This window comes from Streptomyces kurssanovii (assembly GCF_040677245.1).
Lineage (GTDB): Bacteria > Actinomycetota > Actinomycetes > Streptomycetales > Streptomycetaceae > Streptomyces > Streptomyces kurssanovii.
This window is the reverse complement of the sequence record NZ_JBFAQK010000052.1, coordinates 32,026-51,155: the sequence shown is the minus strand read 5'-3', so window position 1 is coordinate 51,155 and position 19,130 is coordinate 32,026. Positions and strand designations below refer to the sequence as shown.

The window sequence follows — 19,130 nt, the reverse complement described above, 5'->3', positions numbered from 1 at the left end:
TGTTCGCGTACTGGCTGTACCTCTTCGGCTCGCTGATCGCGGTCGCCGGCTTCCTCACCCCGCAGGGTGCGGCCGACTTCGGCTGGTTCGCCTACTCCCCGCTGTCGGACGCGGTCCGTTCGCCGGGTGTCGGCGCCGACATGTGGATCATGGGTCTGGCCTTCTCCGGCTTCGGCACGATCCTCGGCTCGGTCAACTTCATCACCACGATCATCTGCATGCGCGCTCCCGGCATGACGATGTTCCGGATGCCGATCTTCACCTGGAACGTGCTGCTGACCGGTGTGCTGGTCCTGCTCGCCTTCCCGGTCCTCGCGGCGGCGCTGTTCGCCCTGGAGGCGGACCGCAAGTTCGGCGCCCACATCTTCGACGCCTCCAACGGCGGCGCGTTGCTGTGGCAGCACCTCTTCTGGTTCTTCGGCCATCCAGAGGTGTACATCATCGCCCTGCCGTTCTTCGGCATCGTCTCGGAGATCATTCCGGTCTTCTCCCGTAAGCCGATGTTCGGTTACATCGGTCTCATCGGTGCGACGATCGCGATCGCCGGTCTGTCCGTGACGGTGTGGGCCCACCACATGTACGTCACAGGCGGCGTGCTGTTGCCGTTCTTCTCGTTCATGACGTTCCTCATCGCGGTACCGACCGGTGTGAAGTTCTTCAACTGGATCGGCACGATGTGGAAGGGGTCGTTGTCGTTCGAGACACCGATGCTGTGGACCATCGGCTTCCTGGTCACCTTCACCTTCGGTGGCCTGACCGGTGTCATCCTCGCGTCGCCGCCGCTGGACTTCCACGTCTCCGACTCGTACTTCGTCGTCGCGCACTTCCACTACGTCGTCTTCGGCACCGTGGTCTTCGCGATGTTCGCCGGATTCCACTACTGGTGGCCGAAGTTCACGGGCAAGATGCTGGACGAGCGACTCGGCAAGATCACGTTCTGGACGCTGTTCATCGGCTTCCACGGCACGTTCCTGGTGCAGCACTGGCTGGGAGCCGAGGGCATGCCCCGCCGGTACGCGGACTACCTCGCCGCCGACGGCTTCACCGCCCTGAACACGATCTCGACGATCGCGTCGTTCCTGCTGGGCCTGTCGATGCTCCCCTTCATGTACAACGTCTGGAAGACGGCGAAGTACGGCAAGAAGGTCGAGGTCGACGACCCGTGGGGCTACGGCCGCTCGCTCGAGTGGGCGACCTCCTGCCCGCCGCCGCGGCACAACTTCCTCACCCTGCCGCGCATCCGCAGTGAATCGCCCGCGTTCGACCTGCACCACCCGGAGATCGCGGCTCTCGACCAGCTCGAGGACGGCGGCCACGGTGCCCCGGTGGCGGCCGTCGGCAAGGAGGAGAGCAAGTGAAGATCCAGGGCAAGATGTTCCTCTGGCTGAGCGTCTTCATCCTGGCCGTCGCCATCCTGTACGGCGTCTGGTCGAAGGAGCCTGCCGGTACCACCGCGCTCTTCCTGGCTTTCGGCCTGAGCGTCATGATCGGCTACTACCTGGCCTTCACGGCCCGGCGGGTGGACGCCATGGCCCAGGACAACAAGGAAGCCGACGTGGCCGACGAGGCCGGCGAGGTGGGGTTCTTCTCCCCGCACAGCTGGCAGCCGCTCGCGCTGGGCATCGGCGGCGCGCTCGCCTTCCTCGGCGTGGCGCTCGGCTGGTGGCTGCTGTACTTCTCCCTGCCGGTGATCCTGGTCGGCCTCTTCGGCTGGGTGTTCGAGTACTACCGCGGTGAGAGCCAGAACCAGTAACAACGCCTGAGACACACGGGACGAGCCCGGGTCACCTCACTCCAGTGAGGTGATCCGGGCTCACTCGTTCGGAGCCATCCCGCGCGCCGCGGCTGACGATCCTTCATAGCGTGTGCTCATGAACCACACGCCTCGTATCCGTGCCGTCAGCTGCATCGCGCTGGTCGTCTCCCTCGGTGTGGTCGCGACCGCCTGCGGCGGACCGGACGGACACCCGCTGTCCGCCGCGCCGTACGACGCGGCGCGGCAGGTGAGCTTCAACGCCGGGTCAGACTCGAAGGTGGACCCCGACAAGCCTCTGGAGGTCACCTCCAAGGGCGACGGCGGCCGGATCACGGACGTCACGGTCATGGACGAAGCGGGCCACTACGTCGCCGGCGAGCTCGCCGCGGACGGCGTCCGCTGGCGCTCCACGGCCCCCCTCGCGGCCGGCGCGAAGTACACCATCCGCGTCTCCACGGAGGACGACGAGGGCGCCCCGGGGCTGCGCACCATGCTCTTCGAGACGGCGCCCGCCAAGAGCTCACTCACCGCCGAGTTCGGCCCCAAGGCCGGCACCTACGGCGTGGGGCAGCCCATCACGGCCAAGCTCAGCCTCGCCGTCGGCGACGGCAAGGGCCGGGCGGTCGTCGAACGCGCCCTGAAGGTCACCTCGAAGCCCGCGGTGGAGGGTTCCTGGCACTGGGTCGACGACAAGACGCTGCACTACCGCCCGAGGGACTACTGGCCCGCCGGGGCCGTCGTGAACGCCACCAGCAACCTCCAGGGCGTCAAGGTCGCCGGCAAGCTCTACGGCGGCCGCTCCAAGCCGCTGAAGATCACCATCGGTGACCGTCTCGAAGCCGTCACCGACGCCGGGTCGCACACCATGACGGTGATGCGCAACGGAGAAGTGATCAAGACCATGCCGGTCACCACCGGCAAGCCCGGCTTCGACACGCGCAACGGCATCAAGGTCGTGCTGGGCAAGGAGTACTTCGTACGGATGCGCAGCACCAGTATCGGCATCGCCGAGGGCAGCTCCGAGTCCTACGACCTGCCCGTCTACTACGCGACCCGGGTGACCTGGAGCGGCGAGTACGTCCACGCGGCGCCCTGGTCGGTCGGTTCACAGGGCTCGGCGAACGTCAGCCACGGCTGCACCGGGATGTCCATGGAGAACGCCGAATGGTTCTACAAGACCGTTCAGGAGGGTGACATCGTCAAGGTCGTCAACAGCTACGGCGACATGATGGACACGTTCGGTAACGGCTTCGGCGACTGGAACCTGTCCTGGGACAAGTGGCTCAAGGGCAGCGCCCTGGTCGCCGGCTCCGACGCGGCGGACGGCAACGTCACCGAGGTCTCCGCCCGCCTGCGTCCCCGGGTCTGACCGGCCGCTCGCGTGGTCAGGCCTCGATGGAGAGCCGGCTGCGCAGCAGGGCCGCCAGTGAGGCGGCGAACTCGACCGGGTCCACCGGCAGCGTCACCGCCGCCTCCGCACGGCTCCAGGTGGCAAGCCAGGCGTCCTGCGGGCGGCCGATCAGCAGCAGCACCGGCGGGCAGTCGAAGACTTCGTCCTTGATCTGCCGGCACACGCCCATACCGCCCGCCGGAACCGTCTCGCCGTCCAGGACGCAGACGTCGATCCCGCCCTCGTCAAGGGCCTTGAGGACCGCGGGCAGGGTCGCGCATTCCACGAACCGCACCGGCGGAACGTCGGGGGCCGGCCTGCGCCCCGCCGCCAGCCTGACCTGCTCGCGGGTGTTGGAGTCGTCGCTGTAGACCAGGACCGTGGCGCTCGACTGCATGGTTCCTCCGCACTCGTTCGATCAGGCTTGTTGCGCCGGATGCTACTCCGTCCCACTGCCTGTCAACACCGGTTCGGACACGCCTTCGATGGGCCGTTCGGCTCCCCCGGAACGCCCCGCGGGGAGTGGGAACACTCCGAACGGCACCCCCCGGAGTGAGGGCGGGATAAGCGACCGACATAATGTCGGTCGTGGCGACAGCAACGACAGTAGAAACCGGGCACGCGCACCCGTCGGTCAATCGACCGAACCTCACCAGCGTCGGAACCATCATCTGGCTGAGTTCCGAGCTGATGTTCTTCGCGGCCCTCTTCGCGATGTACTTCACCCTGCGATCGGTGACGGGTGCCGAGTTCTGGGCAGAGAAAGCCGATGCGCTGAACTTCCCGTTCTCGGCGACCAACACCACGATCCTGGTGCTCTCTTCACTCACCTGCCAGCTCGGCGTGTTCGCCGCGGAGCGGGGCGACGTGAAGAAGCTCCGCACCTGGTTCGTGATCACATTCGTGATGGGTGCCATCTTCATCGGCGGTCAGGTCTTCGAGTACACCGAGCTGGTCAAGCACGAGGGGCTCTCCCTCTCGTCGGACCCGTACGGCTCGGTGTTCTACCTGACCACCGGTTTCCACGGCCTGCACGTGACGGGCGGTCTCATCGCCTTCCTGCTGGTCCTGGGAAGGACCTACGCGGCCAGGAGATTCACCCATGAGCAGGCAACCGCCGCCATCGTCGTGTCCTACTACTGGCACTTCGTCGATGTCGTCTGGATCGGCCTCTTCGCCACGATCTACATGATCAAGTAATCGGCGCGGGCGGTTCGTCCCCGAGCGGACGCCGCCTGAAGCAGACACAGTCCAGAAGCATCGACGCAGAAGATCCTGACACCGGGGTAATCCGTGAAAAAGCTCTCCGCACGACGACGCCATCCGCTGGCGGCGGTCGTCGTCCTACTCCTCGCGCTGGCGGCCACTGGGGGGCTGTACGCCGCGTTCGCACCCGCGGACAAGGCGCAGGCCGACACAACCGCCCAGTCCCTCGCCATCAAGGAGGGGCAGAAGCTCTACACCGTCGGCTGCGCAAGCTGCCACGGAACCGGCGGTCAGGGCACCTCAGACGGCCCGTCCCTGGTCGGTGTCGGCTCCGCCGCCGTCGACTTCCAGGTCGGCACGGGGCGCATGCCCGCCCAGCAGCCCGGCGCTCAGGTGCCGAAGAAGAAGAACATCTACACGCAGGCCGAGATCGACCAGCTCGCGGCCTACGTCGCCTCCCTGGGCGCAGGTCCGATCACGCCGACCGAGAAGCAGTACAGCCCGGAGGGCGCGGACATCGCCAAGGGTGGCGAACTGTTCCGCAACAACTGCGCCCAGTGCCACAACTTCACCGGTGAGGGCGGCGCGCTGACCGAGGGCAAGTACGCCCCGAGTCTGGAAGGGGTCAGCCCCAAGCACCTCTACGAGGCCATGCAGACCGGCCCGCAGAACATGCCCTCCTTCCCCGACACCACGATGCCCGAGCAGCAGAAGCGGGACATCATCGCGTACGTCAAGACCGTGAACGGCGAAGACACGCCGACGCCCGGCGGCTTCGCGCTGGGTGGCCTGGGCCCCGTCAGTGAGGGTCTGTTCGGCTGGATCTTCGGTCTCGGTTCGCTGATCGCTGTTGCCATCTGGGTCGCGGCCCACACCGCTAAGGCCAAGAAGTCATGAGTAGCCAAGACATTCCAGAAGAGAACCTGCCCGCAGAGCAGGGCGCCGCGCACGACGCGGCCCACGGTGGCAGCACCACCGTCGCGGAGCGCCACGACGATCCGTTCGCCGACCCGGGACTGCCGGCCCACAAGCCGCGCATCCAGGACATCGACGAGCGGGCCGCCAAGCGCTCGGAGCGCGCCGTCGCCTTCATGTTCACGCTGTCGATGCTGGCCACGATCGGCTTCATCGCCGCCTTCGTGATCTTCCCGGTCGACAAGATCGTCTACATCTGGCCGTTCGGGCACATCAGCGCGCTGAACTTCTCGCTGGGTGTGACGCTGGGCCTGGCGCTCTTCTGCATCGGCGCGGGCGCCGTCCACTGGGCGCGCACCCTGATGTCCGACGTGGAGGTCGCCGACGACCGGCACGCGATCGAGGCCGAGCCCGAGGTCAAGGCCAAGGTCATGGCCGACTTCGCGGACGGTGCCCGGGAGTCCGCGATCGGACGGCGCAAGCTGATCCGCAACACCATGTTCGGCGCGCTGGCCATGGTGCCGCTCTCCGGTGTGGTCCTGCTGCGCGAGCTCGGCCCGCTGCCCGAGGACAAGCTCCGCAAGACGCTGTGGGCCAAGGGCAAGCAGCTCATCAACATGAACACCAACGAGCCGCTGCGTCCCGAGGACGTATCGGTGGGTTCGCTGACCTTCGTCATGCCCGAGGGCCTGAAGGAGAGCGACCACAACTTCAACACCGAGATCGCCAAGGCGGCCGTGATGATCGTCCGGCTCCAGCCGGAGGACATCAAGGACAAGCGTGAGCTCGAGTGGTCCCACGACGGCATCGTGGCCTACTCGAAGATCTGCACGCACGTCGGTTGCCCGATCAGCCTGTACGAGCAGCAGACGCACCACGTCCTCTGCCCGTGCCACCAGTCCACCTTCGACCTCTCCGACGGCGCCCGCGTCATCTTCGGTCCGGCCGGTCACCCGCTTCCGCAGCTGCGGATCGGTGTGAACGCCGAGGGCAACCTCGAGGCGCTCGGCGACTTCGAAGAGCCCGTCGGTCCTGCCTTCTGGGAGCGCGGATGAGCACTGCAACGGATACGAAGAAGAAGGCGCCCGCCGGCGAGCGGGTGGCCGACTGGGCGGACGGCAGGCTCGGGATCTACTCGTTGGCCAAGGCCAACATGCGCAAGATCTTCCCGGACCACTGGTCCTTCATGCTCGGTGAGATCGCGCTCTACAGCTTCATCATCATCATCCTCACGGGTGTGTACCTGACGCTGTTCTTCCACCCGAGCATGAACGAGATCGAGTACCACGGCTCGTACGTGCCGATGCAGGGCATCCGGATGACCGAGGCGTACGCCTCGACCCTGGACATCAGCTTCGACGTCCGCGGTGGTCTGCTGATCCGGCAGATCCACCACTGGGCCGCGCTGATCTTCCTCGCCGCGATGTTCGTGCACATGATGCGCGTGTTCTTCACGGGCGCGTTCCGCAAGCCGCGTGAGATCAACTGGCTGTTCGGCTTCCTGCTGTTCGTCCTCGGCATGTTCACCGGTTTCACCGGTTACTCGCTCCCGGACGACCTGCTCTCCGGCACCGGTGTCCGCTTCACGCAGGGCGCGATCCTGGCGACGCCGATCGTCGGCACCTACCTGTCGATGTTCCTGTTCGGCGGGGAGTTCCCGGGCCACGACATGGTGGCGCGGTTCTACTCGATCCACATCCTGCTGCTGCCGGGCATCATGCTCGGGCTCGTGGTGGCCCACCTGATCCTGGTCTTCTACCACAAGCACACCCAGTTCGCGGGTCCCGGCCGTACGAACAAGAACGTCGTCGGCATGCCGCTGCTCCCGGTGTACATGGCCAAGGCCGGCGGCTTCTTCTTCCTGGTCTTCGGTGTCATCGCGCTGATCGCGGGCATGTTCACGATCAACCCGGTGTGGGCGCTCGGTCCGTACCGTCCGGACCATGTGTCCACCGGCGCCCAGCCCGACTGGTACATGGGCTTCGCCGAGGGCCTCGTCCGAGTGATGCCCGGCTGGGAGATCAACCTGTGGGGCCACACGCTGGTCCTCGGTGTGTTCGTCCCGCTGGTCCTCTTCGGTGTCGTCCTCGCGGTGCTCGCGGTCTACCCGTTCATCGAGTCGTGGATCACGGGCGACAAGCGCGAGCACCACATCCTGGACCGTCCGCGCAACGCTCCGACGCGGACCGCGCTGGGTGTCGCCTGGGTCACCGGCTACGTGATCATGCTGCTGGGTGGCGGAAACGACATCTTCGCGACGCACTTCCACCTGTCGATCAACGCGATCACCTGGTTCGTGCGCATCACGTACTTCGTCGGACCGGTCCTCGCGTTCATCATCACCAAGCGGATCTGCCTGGGTCTGCAGCGGCGCGACAAGGACAAGGTGCTGCACGGACGCGAGTCCGGCATCATCAAGCGCCTGCCGCACGGTGAGTTCGTCGAGGTGCACGAGCCGCTGGCACAGGGCGACCTGTACAAGCTCACCGCGCACGAGCAGTACAAGCCCGCGGAGATCGGCCCGACCGTCGACGAGAACGGCGTCCGCCGCAAGGTGAAGCTCACGGAGAGGCTGCGCGCCAGGCTCAGCAAGAGCTACTACGGCGAGCACAACCAGATCGACAAGGCCACCGCGGACGAGTACAAGGAGATCACGAGCGGCCACGGCCACCACTGATCGTCCGACGGACACGTCCGGCAGACCCGTCGCCACAGCGAAGGGCCCCGTCCACTCGATGGACGGGGCCCTTCGCCGTGCCCGGGGCTGGATAGGGTGGTATCCACCCCTGTCGGCTTGTGGACCCTGGAGCGGACCATGAACGTTGTGACCCCAGTAGGCGGCGACAGCGTGGCGGCCCACTCCTGGCCGAGCGTGCTGAACGCCCTCCTCGAGAACCGCGACCAGAGCGCGGACGCGACGGCGTGGGCCATGGACCGGATCCTCAGCGGCGAGGCCACCGACGCGCAGATCGCCGGCTTCGCGGTCGCCCTGCGCGCGAAGGGCGAGACGGTGGAGGAGATCACCGGTCTGGTGCGGACGATGTACCGCCACGCCAACCTGATCGAGGTGCCCGGGGGAGGTGTCGACATCGTCGGCACCGGCGGCGACGGCGCCAAGACCGTCAACATCTCCACCATGTCCGCGATCGTCGTCGCCGGTACGGGCGCGAAGGTGGTCAAGCACGGCAACCGCGCCGCCTCCTCCGCGAGCGGCGCCTCCGACGTCCTGGAGAAGCTCGGCGTCAATCTGGAGCTGACCCCGCGGCGGGTGGCCGAGGTCGCGGCCGAGGCCGGCATCACCTTCTGCTTCGCCGTGAAGTTCCACCCGGCGCTGCGGCACGTCGCCATGGCCCGCAAGGAACTGGGCATCCGGACGGTCTTCAACTTCCTCGGCCCGCTCACCAACCCGGCGAAGGTGACCGCGCAGGCGACCGGCGTCGCCGACGCCCGGATGGCGCCGATCATGGCCGGGGTGCTGGCGGAGCGCGGCTCCTCCGCACTGGTCTTCCGCGGTGACGACGGGCTCGACGAACTGACGACCACCTCGACCTCCCATGTCTGGGTGGTGCGGGACGGCGCCGTGCGCGAGGAGACCTTCGATCCGCGGGACATCGGCATCGAGCTGGTCCCGGTCGAGGCGCTGCGGGGCGCGGACGCGTCGTACAACGCCGACGTGGCGCGCCGGTTGCTGGGCGGCGAGACCGGGCCCGTACGGGACGCCGTGCTGCTCAACTCCGCGGCGGCGCTGGCGGCCCTGGAGCCGACCGACGGCACGCTGAACGAGCAGCTGGCGGCCGGTGTGGCACGGGCGGCACGGTCGATCGACTCCGGCGCGGCGAGGGCCGCGCTGGAGCGCTGGGTCGAGGCCAGCAACGCGTAGCACGGCCCGGGGCGCGGTCCGGATGATGGACCGCGCCCTTGCGTCCGCCGCGACGTGTGGCAGGATGCTGGCCAAGGTCATGAGTGACAGCGATTACGGCCCCGGCCCGCTGTCCGGCAACCCTCCGTCCGTGGCGGGGTGCCCCGGGTGAAGACCAGGCCGCAGGCAGCGAGGTCTGTGGCAAGCGCGGACCCCCGCGGCGTCATCGACCGCCGCGTCCCTGGGGTCCTGGTCCTCAAGGGAGCAGTCTCGTGAGCAAGCGAATGCGATAGGGCGTCTCCGCCCCTTCTTCACCACCCTCCGCACGGCGTCGCCGTGTGCCGAGGCGATCCCGTATCCGGGTTCTGAAGCCGATTCGTCTTTCTCCCCCTGCCTTCGGTGGGGGCCCCAGCTGGGAGATACCGCCATGTCCGTGTACCCGAACGCCGCCGAGACCGCTGTCGCCGACGCCGCCGACCCGTCCCTCTGTGCCCCGCTGCCGGTCCTCGGCCGGGACGTCACCGTCCCGCTGGTCACCGGCGGCGAAGTCACCTACGCCGCCCTCGACTACGCGGCGAGCGCCCCGGCGCTGCAGCGGGTGTGGGACGACGTGGCCGCGTACGCCCCGTACTACGGCAGCGTGCACCGGGGCGCCGGGTACCTGTCCCAGCTGTCCACCGACCTGTTCGAGAACAGCCGGGCCGTGGTGCACGAGTTCCTCGGCTGCCGCGACGGCGACGAGGTGGTCTTCACCCGGTCGACGACCGACTCGCTGAACCTGCTGGCCGCCGCGCTGCCCGACGGATGCGAGGTGTTCGTCTTCGAGACCGAGCACCATGCCTCGCTGCTGCCGTGGAGGGACGCCCGGGTGACGTACCTCGACGCGCCCCGCACGCCCGGTCAGGCGGTGCGGACGCTGGAGCACGCGCTCGCCCACCGCGACCCGCACGGCCCGGCGCTGGTCTGTGTGACGGGCGCGTCCAACGTGACCGGTGAGCTGTGGCCGGTGCGCGAACTCGCCGCGGCGGCCCACGCGCACGGCGCCCGTATCGTGCTCGACGCCGCCCAGCTCGCGCCCCACCACCCGCTGTCCGTCCAGGAGCTGGATGTCGACTGGGTGGCCTTCTCCGGGCACAAGCTCTACGCGCCGTTCGGTTCCGGTGTGCTCGCCGGCCGGGCGGACTGGCTGCGCGAGGCCGAGCCGTACCTCGCGGGCGGCGGCGCCTCGCGCACCGTCGCACGCCGTGCCGACGGCGGGGTGGAGGTCGAGTGGCACACCACCGCCGCACGGCACGAGGCCGGCTCGCCCAACGTGATCGGCGTCTACTCGATCGCCGCCGCCTGCAAGTCGCTCACCGAGGCCGGTTTCGACCGGCTGGTCGCCCGCGAGCAGCACCTGATCGCGAAGGTCCGCGAAGGGCTCGCCGAGGTGCCGCAGGTCCGGGTGCTGTCGCTGTTCGGCGACGACGCCCCTCGCGTCGGTGTCCTCTCCTTCGTGGTCGACGGCTGGAACAGCTCGCACTTCGCCGCGGCCCTGTCCGCCGAGTACGGCATCGGCGTCCGTGACGGACTCTTCTGCGCCCACCCGCTGGTGCGCACCCTGCTCGGCAGCGACCCGCAGGACGTCGGCGAGTGCGGCGCCCCGGAGGCCGGGCCGGGGGAGAGGTCGCTCAACGCCATCCGGGTCAGCTTCGGTGCGGGTACCCCCGACGAGCACGTGGAGAGGTTCGTGCGGGCCGTGGGGGAGCTCGTCCGCGACGGCGCGCAGTGGAAGTACCGCACCGAGGACGGGCGTTGCGTGCCCGACCGCGGCTGACTCAGGCCGCGAGCCGGGTGCCCAGCAGCACCATCCGCAGAGCGCGTTCGGCCGCGTCGGCGAGGAACTCGCCGGCCCGGTCCAGCGCTTCCGGCAGCGGAACCGGCGCCGGCACGATCGACCCGTAGGCGTCCACGCCCGCGGCCCTGACCTCGTGCACGCCGTGGCCGAGCGTCCCGGCGAGAGCCAGCACCGGCACCCCGGCGGCCCTGGCACGGTGCGCCACCTCGGCCGGGATCTTCCCCCGCACGGTCTGGCCGTCGAGCGCCCCCTCCGCCGTGATCACCAGGTCGGCGCGGGCCAGCCTGGCGTCCAGGTCGACATGGTCCAGCAGCACGTCGAACCGGGGGAGCAGCCGCGCGCCGAGCGCGGCCAGCCCCGCGCCGAGCCCGCCCGACGCGCCCGTGCCGGGGGCGGTCCGCAGGTCGACGGTGGCCGGCAGGGCGGCGGTGAGGTGGGTGGCCCAGTGTTCCAGCGCGGCCGAGAGCTCCTCGACCTGCGCCGGGCTCGCGCCCTTCTGAGGGCCGAAGACCCTGGCCACGCCGTGCTCGCCGCACAGCACGTTGTAGGGGTTGCAGGCCACCAGGATCTCGGCCGCGGCGGTACGCGGGTCGAGGCCGGCGCCGTCGATGCGCGCGAGACGCGTCAACTCCCTTCCTCCCGGCCTCAGCTCATGCCCCTGGTCGTCCAGGAGCCGAACGCCGAGGGCCTGGAGCGCGCCCGCCCCGCCGTCGGAGGTGCCCGAGTCGCCGCAGCCGACCAGGATCCGCCGGGCACCGGTGTCCAGCGCCGCCCGGATCAGCTCGCCCACACCGTAGGTGGTGGTGCCGCCCGGGTCCCGACGGTCCGGCGGCACCAGGGCCAGCCCGGCGACGGCGGCCATCTCGACCACCGCGGTGCCGTCGCCGAGCAGGGCGAAGTGGGCCGGTACGGGAATGCCGAGCGGGCCCGTGGCCCGGCGGCGCACCAGCCGGCCGCCGGTCGCCGCCGCCAGCGCCTCGGCCGTGCCCTCGCCGCCGTCGACCAGCGGGACGAGGTCGATCTCGGCGTCGGGCGCGACCCTGCGCAGCCCTTCCGCGATCGACTCCGCGGCCTCCCGGGCCGTCAGGGACTCCTTGAAACCGCTGGGTGCGACGGCGATACGGATGGGGGTACGGCTCATGGCTGGGTCTCCAGAAGGACGGGCACGCCGAGCAGCGGCCAGACGGTGAGGGCGAAGAGCAGCACGACGGCGGCGCTGAGCGGCGCGAGGAGGCCGGACAGTCGCAGCAGATCGCGCGGGGTGAAGGTGGGCACACCGTCCGGCGGGTCGGCGAAGAGCGTGACCGGCTTGGCGGAGGCGGGCAGCGTGTGGCAGAACCCCGCCGCGGCGGTGGACGCCAGCGCCGCGGCGACGGGGTTGACCCCGGCGGCGACGGCGGCGGCCACCACCAGCGGTACCAGCACGGACGAGCGGGCGGAACGGGACTGGAGCACGAGGTGCGCGGCGGTGCTGACCACCACGATCACCGCGAGGAACAGCCACGCCGGCAGGTCCCCGGGCAGCCCGCCCACCAGCCACCCGGCCGCCCCGGACTCGGCCAGCGCCACCCCCATCGCGGTCGTCGCGGCCATGAACAGCAGCAACGGCCAGGGCACCGTCCGCAGCCCGTCCTTCAGCCGTACGGTGCCGAGCGCCGGCGATGCCGCCACCACCGCGCCGATCAGGGCCACCACCGCCGGCGGCACCCCGTGCAGCGGCTCGCTGCACCACAGCGCCACGACCGTGCCCAGCAACAGCAGGCACCGTGTCTCCGCGGTGGTCAGCGGACCGGTCACCGCCGTGGGGGAGTGCTCCTGGAGCAGCGCGGGCGTGATCCTGACCGGCCCTTGGCGCTCCGCCCGCGACGTGGTGGTCAACAGCACGGTCTCCGCCGCCAGGTGGGAGGAGACCACCGCCAACGGGAGACCCAGCAGCAGCCATTCGACGAAGCCGAGCCGCTCACCGGTCTGCTCCCACAGCACGCTCACCGTGATCAGATGCGCGCCCGCGCCGATGAGGGTCGCGACGGCCGACAGCAGGACCACCGTCGGGAACAGCAGCGCCAGCATCACCACCAGCCGCCGCCGGTCGGCGAGCGCCTTGGCGAGGGCGAGGAACACCGGCATGGCCAGCGCGGCCCGGCCCGACGTGGCGGGCACCGCGAACGCGGTGACCACCAGCGCCGCGGTCGTCAGATGCACCAACTGCCGTACGGTGCGCGCCCCGCCGACCAGGAACGCGGCCGCCCGCCCTGCCAGCCCTGTCCTGGCGACGGCGGCCGCCAGGACGAACGCGCAGATCAGCAGCCAGACCGTCTCGTCACCGAGGGTGGCGAAGAGGGTGTCGGCGCTGATGACGCCGGTCGCGGTGAGCGCCAGGCCCGCCCCGAGGGCGATGTAGGTGTCGTCGACGGGCGCGGCGATCCAGGCGCAGGTGGCGAGAGCGAACACGGCGAGAGTGAGCCGTGCTTCACCGTTCAGCGACGGGAGGACGGTGGGGACGGCGAGCAGCGCGCAGACGCTGAGCGCCGCGCACAGCCAGACCGCCTGGCGGAGGGAGAGGGTCACGACGAACAGTCTTGGAGCGGGCCGTGAGCCGCCGATGAACCGCGGATGAGGGAAAGTTCATCCGTGGGCGCACCCTTTGCGTGGTTCTACGGCATGCGGTAGCCCATGCCCCGTACCGTCTCCAGCCGTTCGGCGCCGAGCTTCTTGCGCAGCGCCCGCACGTAGACGTCGACGATGTTGGAGCCGGGGTCGAAGTCGTAGCCCCACACATGGGAGAGGATCTGCTCGCGGGACAGCACCTGGCCGGGATGGCGCAGGAACAGCTCCAGCAGCACGAACTCACGTGCCGTCAGGTCCACCGTCCGCCCCGACGCGCGCGCCCGGCGGGTCCGCAGGTCCAGACCGAGGTCGCCGCTGCGCAGGACCGTGACCTCGGGGGCGCGGGCCGCGGTACGGAGCCGCAGCCGTACCCGCGCCAGCAACTCCTCGAAGCGGAACGGCTTGGTCATCCAGTCGTCGGCGCCGCCCTCGAGACCGGCGACGGTGTCCCGTACCGAGTCGCGGGCGGTCAGCACGACTACGGGCAGGGTCACCCGGGACTCGCGCAGCTCGCGCAGCACGGTGAAGCCGTCCCGGCCGGGCAGACCGATGTCCAGCAGCATCAGGTCGAAGCCGCCGGACAGGGCATGGCCGAGAGCGGTGTCGCCGTCGGCGGCGACCGTGGTGGTGAAGCCGTTGGAGCGCAGCCCCTTCTCGACGAAGGACGCGATCCGCTCCTCGTCCTCGGCGATCAGAATGCGGTTCACAGCGCGTCCTCCATGACGAGTACGAAAGTCGCCCCTCCGCCGTCGGTGCGGCGCAGTTCCACGCGGCCGCCCCGGTGCCCCTCCGCGATGGCCCGGACGATGGACAGGCCCAGCCCGGCGCCGCTGGTACGGGCGCCGCGCCGGGCGGTACCGCGCCGGAAGCGCTCGAAGATCACCCCGGCGTCCTGCTCCTGCACACCCGGCCCGCTGTCGGCGACGTACAGCTCCAGCCGGTCCTCGAGCGCGCGGGAGCCGATCCGTATCCGGGCGCCGGGGACGGTGTGCTGCACCGCGTTCTGCGCCAGCTGCACCATGGCCTGGGTGATGCGCTGCGGATCGAGCACCGCCTCGCGGTCCGCGACCTGGTCCAGCACCCAGTCACGCTCGCCCAGCGCCCGCGCCTTCACGAAGACGTCGGCGGTCAGCTCGCCGAGCTGCACCGGCTCCGGACGGATGAAGTCCGGCCGCTCGGCCTTGGCCAGGAGGAGCAGGTCCTCCACGATCCGGCTCATCCGGTCGAGTTCGTCGGTGACCAGACGGACCGTCTCGCGCTGCTCGGCCGGATCGTCGCCCATGACCTCCAGATGGCCGCGCACGATGGTGATCGGGGTGCGCAGCTCGTGTCCGGCGTCGTCGACGAACTGCCGCTGGCCCGCGAAGGCCCGTTCCAGCCGGTCGAGCATGGCGTTGAAGGTCTCGGCGAGCGCGGCGATGTCGTCACGGCCCTGGACCGGGATCCGCTGGGTCAGGTCCTGCTCGGTCAGCTGCTCGGCGGTCGCCCGGACCACTCGTACGGGTGCCAGGATGCGGCCGGCCACCACCCATCCGATGCCGGTCGTCAGCAGCAGCGCCACACCGGAGATCACCAGCAGCGTGCGGAACGCGTCGTCGGCGATGGACCGCTCACCGTCGGCGTGGAACGCGACGACGAAGGCCGCAGGGTGACCCGGCCGGGCGGAGTCGATGGTCACCTTCGCCCAGCGCACCTCACCCGCCGGCCGGTCGAGGACGCCGGAGGAGGACTTGGACTCCAGGATCGCGGACAGCGAGGTCCGGTCGGGGTGCAGCGCGACGGAGGCGCGTATGTCGCGTGACTGCCGTATGACGTGGAGGCTCTGCCCGGCCGGGCGGGTCAGCCCGAGCAGCTCCTCGTCGGGATCGGAGTACTGGCGCTGAAGGAAGACCCGCAGCAGCTTCTCCGGGTCGGTGAAGGTGCGGCCGGTGTCCGGGTCGACGCCCTGGGGCACGAAGTTCCCGAATTCCTGGGTCTCCTGGGTGAGCAGCTGGTTGATCCGGTGATCGATGTCCCGCAGCAGCAGTGACCGGGTGGTGGTGGCGACGGCCGCCAGGGCCACCGTCATCATCAGGAGCAGCCAGAGCAGGATGCGGACCCGCGCGGAGATCCGGCGGTCAGTTCTCTTCACCGGTGTCGTCGTCGTCGTCGTCGGTGGCCGCCGGACCCGGCACGACGGCGTCGCCGGTGGGGCGCGGGCTCGTCGGCGTGCCGCTCGGGCCGCCCGACGGGCTGCCGCCGGGGGTGGCGGACGGCGCGGGCGAGGCGGGACGCGGAGTGGCGTCCAGCTCGACGGCCGGCGGCACCCGGGGCGTTTCCGGGGCGTCGGTCAGGGCGTAGCTGGTGGCCGCGATACCGAGCGGGATGGCGACGACGGCGGCGAGGGTCGCCATGCGATGGGTGAAAGCCATACCGGTCATCCTCGGGTCCTGGCGGAAGGCCCGGATGAGGCGCAGATGAGGATTCCTTCATGAACGGCCCGCAGTGCCCCCGGCCGTGAACGGCCCGCGGGGCGCCCCGGCCCGGGTCCGCACGCCCGGGGGGCCCGGCCCGCCGGACCGGTCCTACGCGTCCAGCCCGATGGCGAACGCCGCCTCCAGGTCGTGCTGCGAGTAGGTGCGGAAGGCGACGTGCGTATCGGTCCCCTCGACACCGGGGATCTTGCTGATCCGGCCGGGGATCACGTCCGCCAGGTCGTCGTGCCTGGCCACGCGCACCATGGCGATCAGGTCGTAGGTGCCGGTGACGGAGAAGACCTCGCTGACGCTGTCCAGCGCGGCGATCGACTCGGCGATCTCGGGGATGCGGTCCACGCTGGTCTTGATGAGCACGATCGCGGTGATCACGGCTGGCTTTCTCCCTCGGTCGCTGCGGATGCGTTCACTCTAGTCCCACGCCCGTAGCGGCCCCACGCGTAGACGAAGCCCGCCCCGAAGCCGACCAGGTGCGCCAGATACGCGACGCCCGGCCCGCTGCCGGCGCCCCTGGCGGCCAGCCACTGGAGGACGAACCAGAAGATCAGCACCGCCCATGCGGGGAAACGCAGCGGCAGGAAGAAAAGGAAGGGGAACAGGCTCGTCACCCGTGCCCTCGGGAAGAGGAAGAGGAACGCCCCGAGGACGGCGGAGATCGCCCCGGAGGCCCCTACCAGCGTCTGCTCGGAGTCGGCGTTGACGACCGCGAAGGCGAGCAGCGCGAGGCAGCCGGCGCCGATGTAGAAGAGCACGAACTCCAGCTGCCCCATCCGCTCCTCGGCCATGGCGCCGAAGACGAACAGGAACAGCATGTTCCCCAGTAGATGCAGCCAACTGCCGTGCACGAACAGCGCGGTGAGCGGAGTCAGCAGGGCGCCCGGGGAGCCGGCCGTCAGCTCGGCGGGGATCACGCCCCAGCGTTCGAAGTACCCCGCCTGGGCGACGAGCAGCCGGTCACCGAGGCCGTACACGGGGTTGAGTCCGGACACCGGGCTGATGACGAAGATCGCGCAGCAGACCGCGATCAGGCCGTACGTCACCGCGGGCCCCGCGGCCGCGTTCCTGAGCGCTTCCCTGGCCGTGCCCCACCAACTGATCATGGACAGAGCATGGCGTAGCAGGACCGAACGGTACAGAGTGCCTCGCCGCGACATCGGGTACCCGCGAGGCCGTAGGGTTACAGGCAGTACATCCGCAGTTCGACGGCGCACCGCGGTACCGCATCCGCATGAGACAAGAGGACGGCACGATGACGACGGTTCCCTCGCCGACCGCCGATACCAGGTGGCGCTGCACGCTCTGTGGCAATCTGACGCGCTTCGACGTCACACGCTCGTCGAAGGTCGTCGAGTACGTCCATCTGGACCTGGCGGGCGAGCCGACCGTGGAGGAGCGCGAGGTCGTCAGTGAGACCATCGAGTCGGTCCGCTGCCGCTGGTGCAACGCGGTGGACCAGATCGAGCTGGTGGACAGGCCGGGAGCCGGTTCCTGAACGGAGCGGCCCCCATGGGTGGTAGGGGTGACGGATCGTGGAGCAGCCTGAGAACGGCGGCGGGCCGGCCGGTGCGGCCGGTGACGCCGCCGAGGCGCTCGACCGCCCGCTGCCGGAAGGTGTGAGGCGACGGGTCGTCGCTCTTGTCTCCGACGCCTTCGGCGGCCTGACCGTCGCCGAACTGCCCGCACAGCTCCGGCAGTACGCCCGGTTCACCCCCACCCGGCGCGCCAAGTTCGCCGGGAACGCGATGGCCGCCGCACTCGAGGGAGACCCCCTCTTCCGCCAGCGCATCGGCGAACGGCTCGGCAAGGCCCAGCCCGAGCTGGTCAAGGCACTCGAGTCCGGATCGCCGCCCGCCGCCGCGGACCCGGCCGACGTGGCGGCGGCCGCCTATGTGCTGCGCCCCGCCGGCTGGGTCAAGATGGTCGCCGCCGCCGGCGAGGAGGCCCAGCGGGCCGACGCCGAGCGCGCCGACGAGGCCGGCCGGCGCGAGCTCGACCGGCTGCGCGAGGAACTGGCCCATGCCCGCGACCAGATCAGAACCGAGACCGAGCGGCTGCGCGCCGAACTCGACAGCGCCCGCAAGGAGAACGAGTCGCTGCACCGCAAGCTGCGCAGCGCCCAGGCCGATCTGAAACGGGGCGAGGCCGCCCTGCGCCACCGGGACGCCGAGATCGACGGCGTCCGGGCCCAGGCCGCGGCCCAGGTATCGGCCGCCGAGAGCGAGACGCGGCGGCTCAAGGCACGCCTCGCGGAGGCGGAGGCGGCGGTCGAGGCGGGACGCCGGGCCGCCCGCGAGGGCCGTTCCGTCGAGGACATGCGGCTGCGGCTGCTCCTGGACACGGTGCTCGACGCGGCCCAGGGGCTGCGCCGGGAGCTGGCCCTGCCGCCCGCGGGCATGCACCCGGCCGACACGGTGGACGCCGTGGAACCGGGGCGGATGTCGCCCAAGGACATCGCGGCACGGGCGCTCTCCGAGACGGACCCCGCCCTCCTCGACCAGCTGCTGGCGCTGCCGCAGGCCCACCTCGTCGTCGACGGCTACAACGTCACGAAGACCGGCTATCCGACGATGCCGCTGGAGAAGCAGCGGCTGCGGCTGCTGGGCGGCCTGTCGATGCTCGCCGCCCGGACGGGCGCCGAGATCACGTGCGTGTTCGACGGGGCGGAGCTGGCCGCTCCGGTGCTGCTGGCGCCGCCTCGCGGGGTGCGGGTGCTGTTCTCCAAGGCGGGCGTGACGGCGGACGAACTGATCCGTCAGCTGGTGCGGGCGGAGCCGCCCGGCCGGCCCGTGGTGGTCGTCTCCACCGACCGGGAAGTGGCCGACGGCGTCGCGAAGGCGGGCGCCAGGCCGGTCGCGTCCGCCTTGTTGCTGAAGCGGCTTTCGCGCGTCTCGTAACTCCCGCGGCATATGACCGATTTCGGGTCTCCGCAGGTGGGACGCTGCGTCAAGTCTCCATCACTACACGTGTGATGAGAGTAAAGAATGAGCTCCCTGGGTAAGATTTTCCCCGTGAGGATTTGAAGTGATCACAAGAAGGTCACTAAGGTCGGGGCTCGAACCTTCGCGCGGTTGATCGCCCATCCGGGG

Annotated in this window: 19 protein-coding genes and 1 riboswitch; of the genes, 11 read left to right on the top strand and 8 right to left on the bottom strand. The window is 70.1% G+C overall.

Annotated elements, in window-relative coordinates:
* The 3 genes from AB0K36_RS27290 to AB0K36_RS27280 all read left to right on the top strand — a co-directional run.
* Positions 1 to 1,358: cytochrome c oxidase subunit I (locus tag AB0K36_RS27290; RefSeq protein ID WP_364599418.1), on the top strand; the 1,358-nt coding region annotated here is incomplete at its 5' end.
* A complete protein-coding gene (locus tag AB0K36_RS27285) occupies positions 1,355 to 1,753 on the top strand; it encodes a cytochrome c oxidase subunit 4 (RefSeq protein ID WP_005318569.1) in 399 nt (132 codons plus the stop codon). The genes AB0K36_RS27290 and AB0K36_RS27285, both read left to right, overlap by 4 nt.
* 118 nt (positions 1,754 to 1,871) lie before the next feature.
* Positions 1,872 to 3,125, top strand: coding sequence for a L,D-transpeptidase (locus AB0K36_RS27280; protein ID WP_364599416.1), 1,254 nt, complete (start codon positions 1,872 to 1,874; stop codon positions 3,123 to 3,125).
* Between the two features lie 16 nt (positions 3,126 to 3,141).
* On the opposite strand, the gene AB0K36_RS27275 is transcribed toward AB0K36_RS27280, so the two are convergent.
* A complete protein-coding gene (locus AB0K36_RS27275; RefSeq protein WP_189475592.1) occupies positions 3,142 to 3,543 on the bottom strand; it encodes a DNA-binding transcriptional response regulator in 402 nt (133 codons plus the stop codon).
* A gap of 182 nt (positions 3,544 to 3,725) precedes the next feature.
* Between AB0K36_RS27275 and ctaE the strand changes: the two genes are divergently transcribed.
* The 6 genes from ctaE (at position 3,726) to AB0K36_RS27245 (ending at position 10,942) form a co-directional block, all read left to right on the top strand.
* On the top strand, positions 3,726 to 4,346 hold the full coding sequence (ctaE, locus tag AB0K36_RS27270; protein WP_005318575.1) for an aa3-type cytochrome oxidase subunit III: 621 nt from the start codon (positions 3,726 to 3,728) through the stop codon (positions 4,344 to 4,346).
* Between the two features lie 93 nt (positions 4,347 to 4,439).
* Positions 4,440 to 5,249, top strand: coding sequence for a cytochrome bc1 complex diheme cytochrome c subunit (gene qcrC, locus AB0K36_RS27265; protein WP_189475590.1), 810 nt, complete (start codon positions 4,440 to 4,442; stop codon positions 5,247 to 5,249).
* Positions 5,246 to 6,322, top strand: a complete 1,077-nt coding sequence (qcrA, locus tag AB0K36_RS27260; protein WP_364599413.1) for a cytochrome bc1 complex Rieske iron-sulfur subunit — start codon at positions 5,246 to 5,248, stop codon at positions 6,320 to 6,322. The genes qcrC and qcrA overlap by 4 nt, the downstream gene beginning before the upstream one ends.
* Entirely contained in the window at positions 6,319 to 7,944 is a 1,626-nt protein-coding gene (qcrB, locus tag AB0K36_RS27255; RefSeq protein WP_364599411.1) for a cytochrome bc1 complex cytochrome b subunit, read from the top strand. The genes qcrA and qcrB overlap by 4 nt, the downstream gene beginning before the upstream one ends.
* 138 nt (positions 7,945 to 8,082) lie before the next feature.
* Positions 8,083 to 9,147 carry an anthranilate phosphoribosyltransferase gene (trpD, locus tag AB0K36_RS27250; RefSeq protein WP_364599409.1) on the top strand — a complete coding sequence of 355 codons (1,065 nt, stop codon included), beginning with the start codon at positions 8,083 to 8,085 and terminating at the stop codon, positions 9,145 to 9,147.
* Positions 9,148 to 9,222: 75 nt separating this feature from the next.
* A riboswitch (SAM riboswitch) is annotated at positions 9,223 to 9,340 on the top strand.
* Between the two features lie 213 nt (positions 9,341 to 9,553).
* Positions 9,554 to 10,942, top strand: coding sequence for an aminotransferase class V-fold PLP-dependent enzyme (locus AB0K36_RS27245; RefSeq protein WP_364599407.1), 1,389 nt, complete (start codon positions 9,554 to 9,556; stop codon positions 10,940 to 10,942).
* A 1-nt stretch (position 10,943) separates the two neighbouring features.
* Here AB0K36_RS27245 and AB0K36_RS27240 read toward each other — a convergent pair whose 3' ends face one another.
* The 7 genes from AB0K36_RS27240 to AB0K36_RS27210 all read right to left on the bottom strand — a co-directional run bounded on the left by AB0K36_RS27240 (position 10,944) and on the right by AB0K36_RS27210 (position 17,144).
* Positions 10,944 to 12,104 (bottom strand): glycerate kinase family protein, encoded by a 1,161-nt coding sequence (locus tag AB0K36_RS27240; protein WP_364599405.1) that lies wholly within the window; start codon positions 12,102 to 12,104, stop codon positions 10,944 to 10,946.
* Positions 12,101 to 13,531, bottom strand: a complete 1,431-nt coding sequence (locus AB0K36_RS27235; RefSeq protein WP_364599403.1) for an SLC13 family permease — start codon at positions 13,529 to 13,531, stop codon at positions 12,101 to 12,103. Before AB0K36_RS27235 ends, AB0K36_RS27240 begins: the two co-directional genes overlap by 4 nt.
* Positions 13,532 to 13,617: 86 nt before the next feature.
* On the bottom strand, positions 13,618 to 14,277 hold the full coding sequence (locus tag AB0K36_RS27230) for a response regulator transcription factor (protein WP_159692793.1): 660 nt from the start codon (positions 14,275 to 14,277) through the stop codon (positions 13,618 to 13,620).
* Complete coding sequence (locus AB0K36_RS27225; protein WP_364599424.1) at positions 14,274 to 15,638, bottom strand: sensor histidine kinase; 1,365 nt, start codon at positions 15,636 to 15,638, stop codon at positions 14,274 to 14,276. Before AB0K36_RS27225 ends, AB0K36_RS27230 begins: the two co-directional genes overlap by 4 nt.
* Positions 15,639 to 15,687: 49 nt before the next feature.
* On the bottom strand, positions 15,688 to 15,981 hold the full coding sequence (locus AB0K36_RS27220) for a small hydrophilic protein (RefSeq protein ID WP_364599401.1): 294 nt from the start codon (positions 15,979 to 15,981) through the stop codon (positions 15,688 to 15,690).
* 153 nt (positions 15,982 to 16,134) lie between these two features.
* Positions 16,135 to 16,416 carry an Lrp/AsnC family transcriptional regulator gene (locus AB0K36_RS27215; protein ID WP_065488891.1) on the bottom strand — a complete coding sequence of 94 codons (282 nt, stop codon included), beginning with the start codon at positions 16,414 to 16,416 and terminating at the stop codon, positions 16,135 to 16,137.
* Positions 16,413 to 17,144, bottom strand: a complete 732-nt coding sequence (locus tag AB0K36_RS27210) for a rhomboid family intramembrane serine protease (RefSeq protein WP_364599399.1) — start codon at positions 17,142 to 17,144, stop codon at positions 16,413 to 16,415. The genes AB0K36_RS27215 and AB0K36_RS27210 overlap by 4 nt, the downstream gene beginning before the upstream one ends.
* Positions 17,145 to 17,293: 149 nt before the next feature.
* Between AB0K36_RS27210 and AB0K36_RS27205 the strand changes: the two genes are divergently transcribed.
* Together AB0K36_RS27205 and AB0K36_RS27200 are read left to right on the top strand one after the other, a co-directional pair.
* The gene (locus tag AB0K36_RS27205; RefSeq protein ID WP_037774904.1) at positions 17,294 to 17,536 is read left to right on the top strand and encodes a hypothetical protein; all 243 of its coding nucleotides are present in this window, start codon (positions 17,294 to 17,296) and stop codon (positions 17,534 to 17,536) included.
* Between the two features lie 37 nt (positions 17,537 to 17,573).
* Positions 17,574 to 18,938: an NYN domain-containing protein gene (locus AB0K36_RS27200; protein ID WP_364599397.1), complete on the top strand. Its 1,365-nt coding sequence runs from the start codon at positions 17,574 to 17,576 to the stop codon at positions 18,936 to 18,938.
* Positions 18,939 to 19,130: the final 192 nt, after the last annotated feature.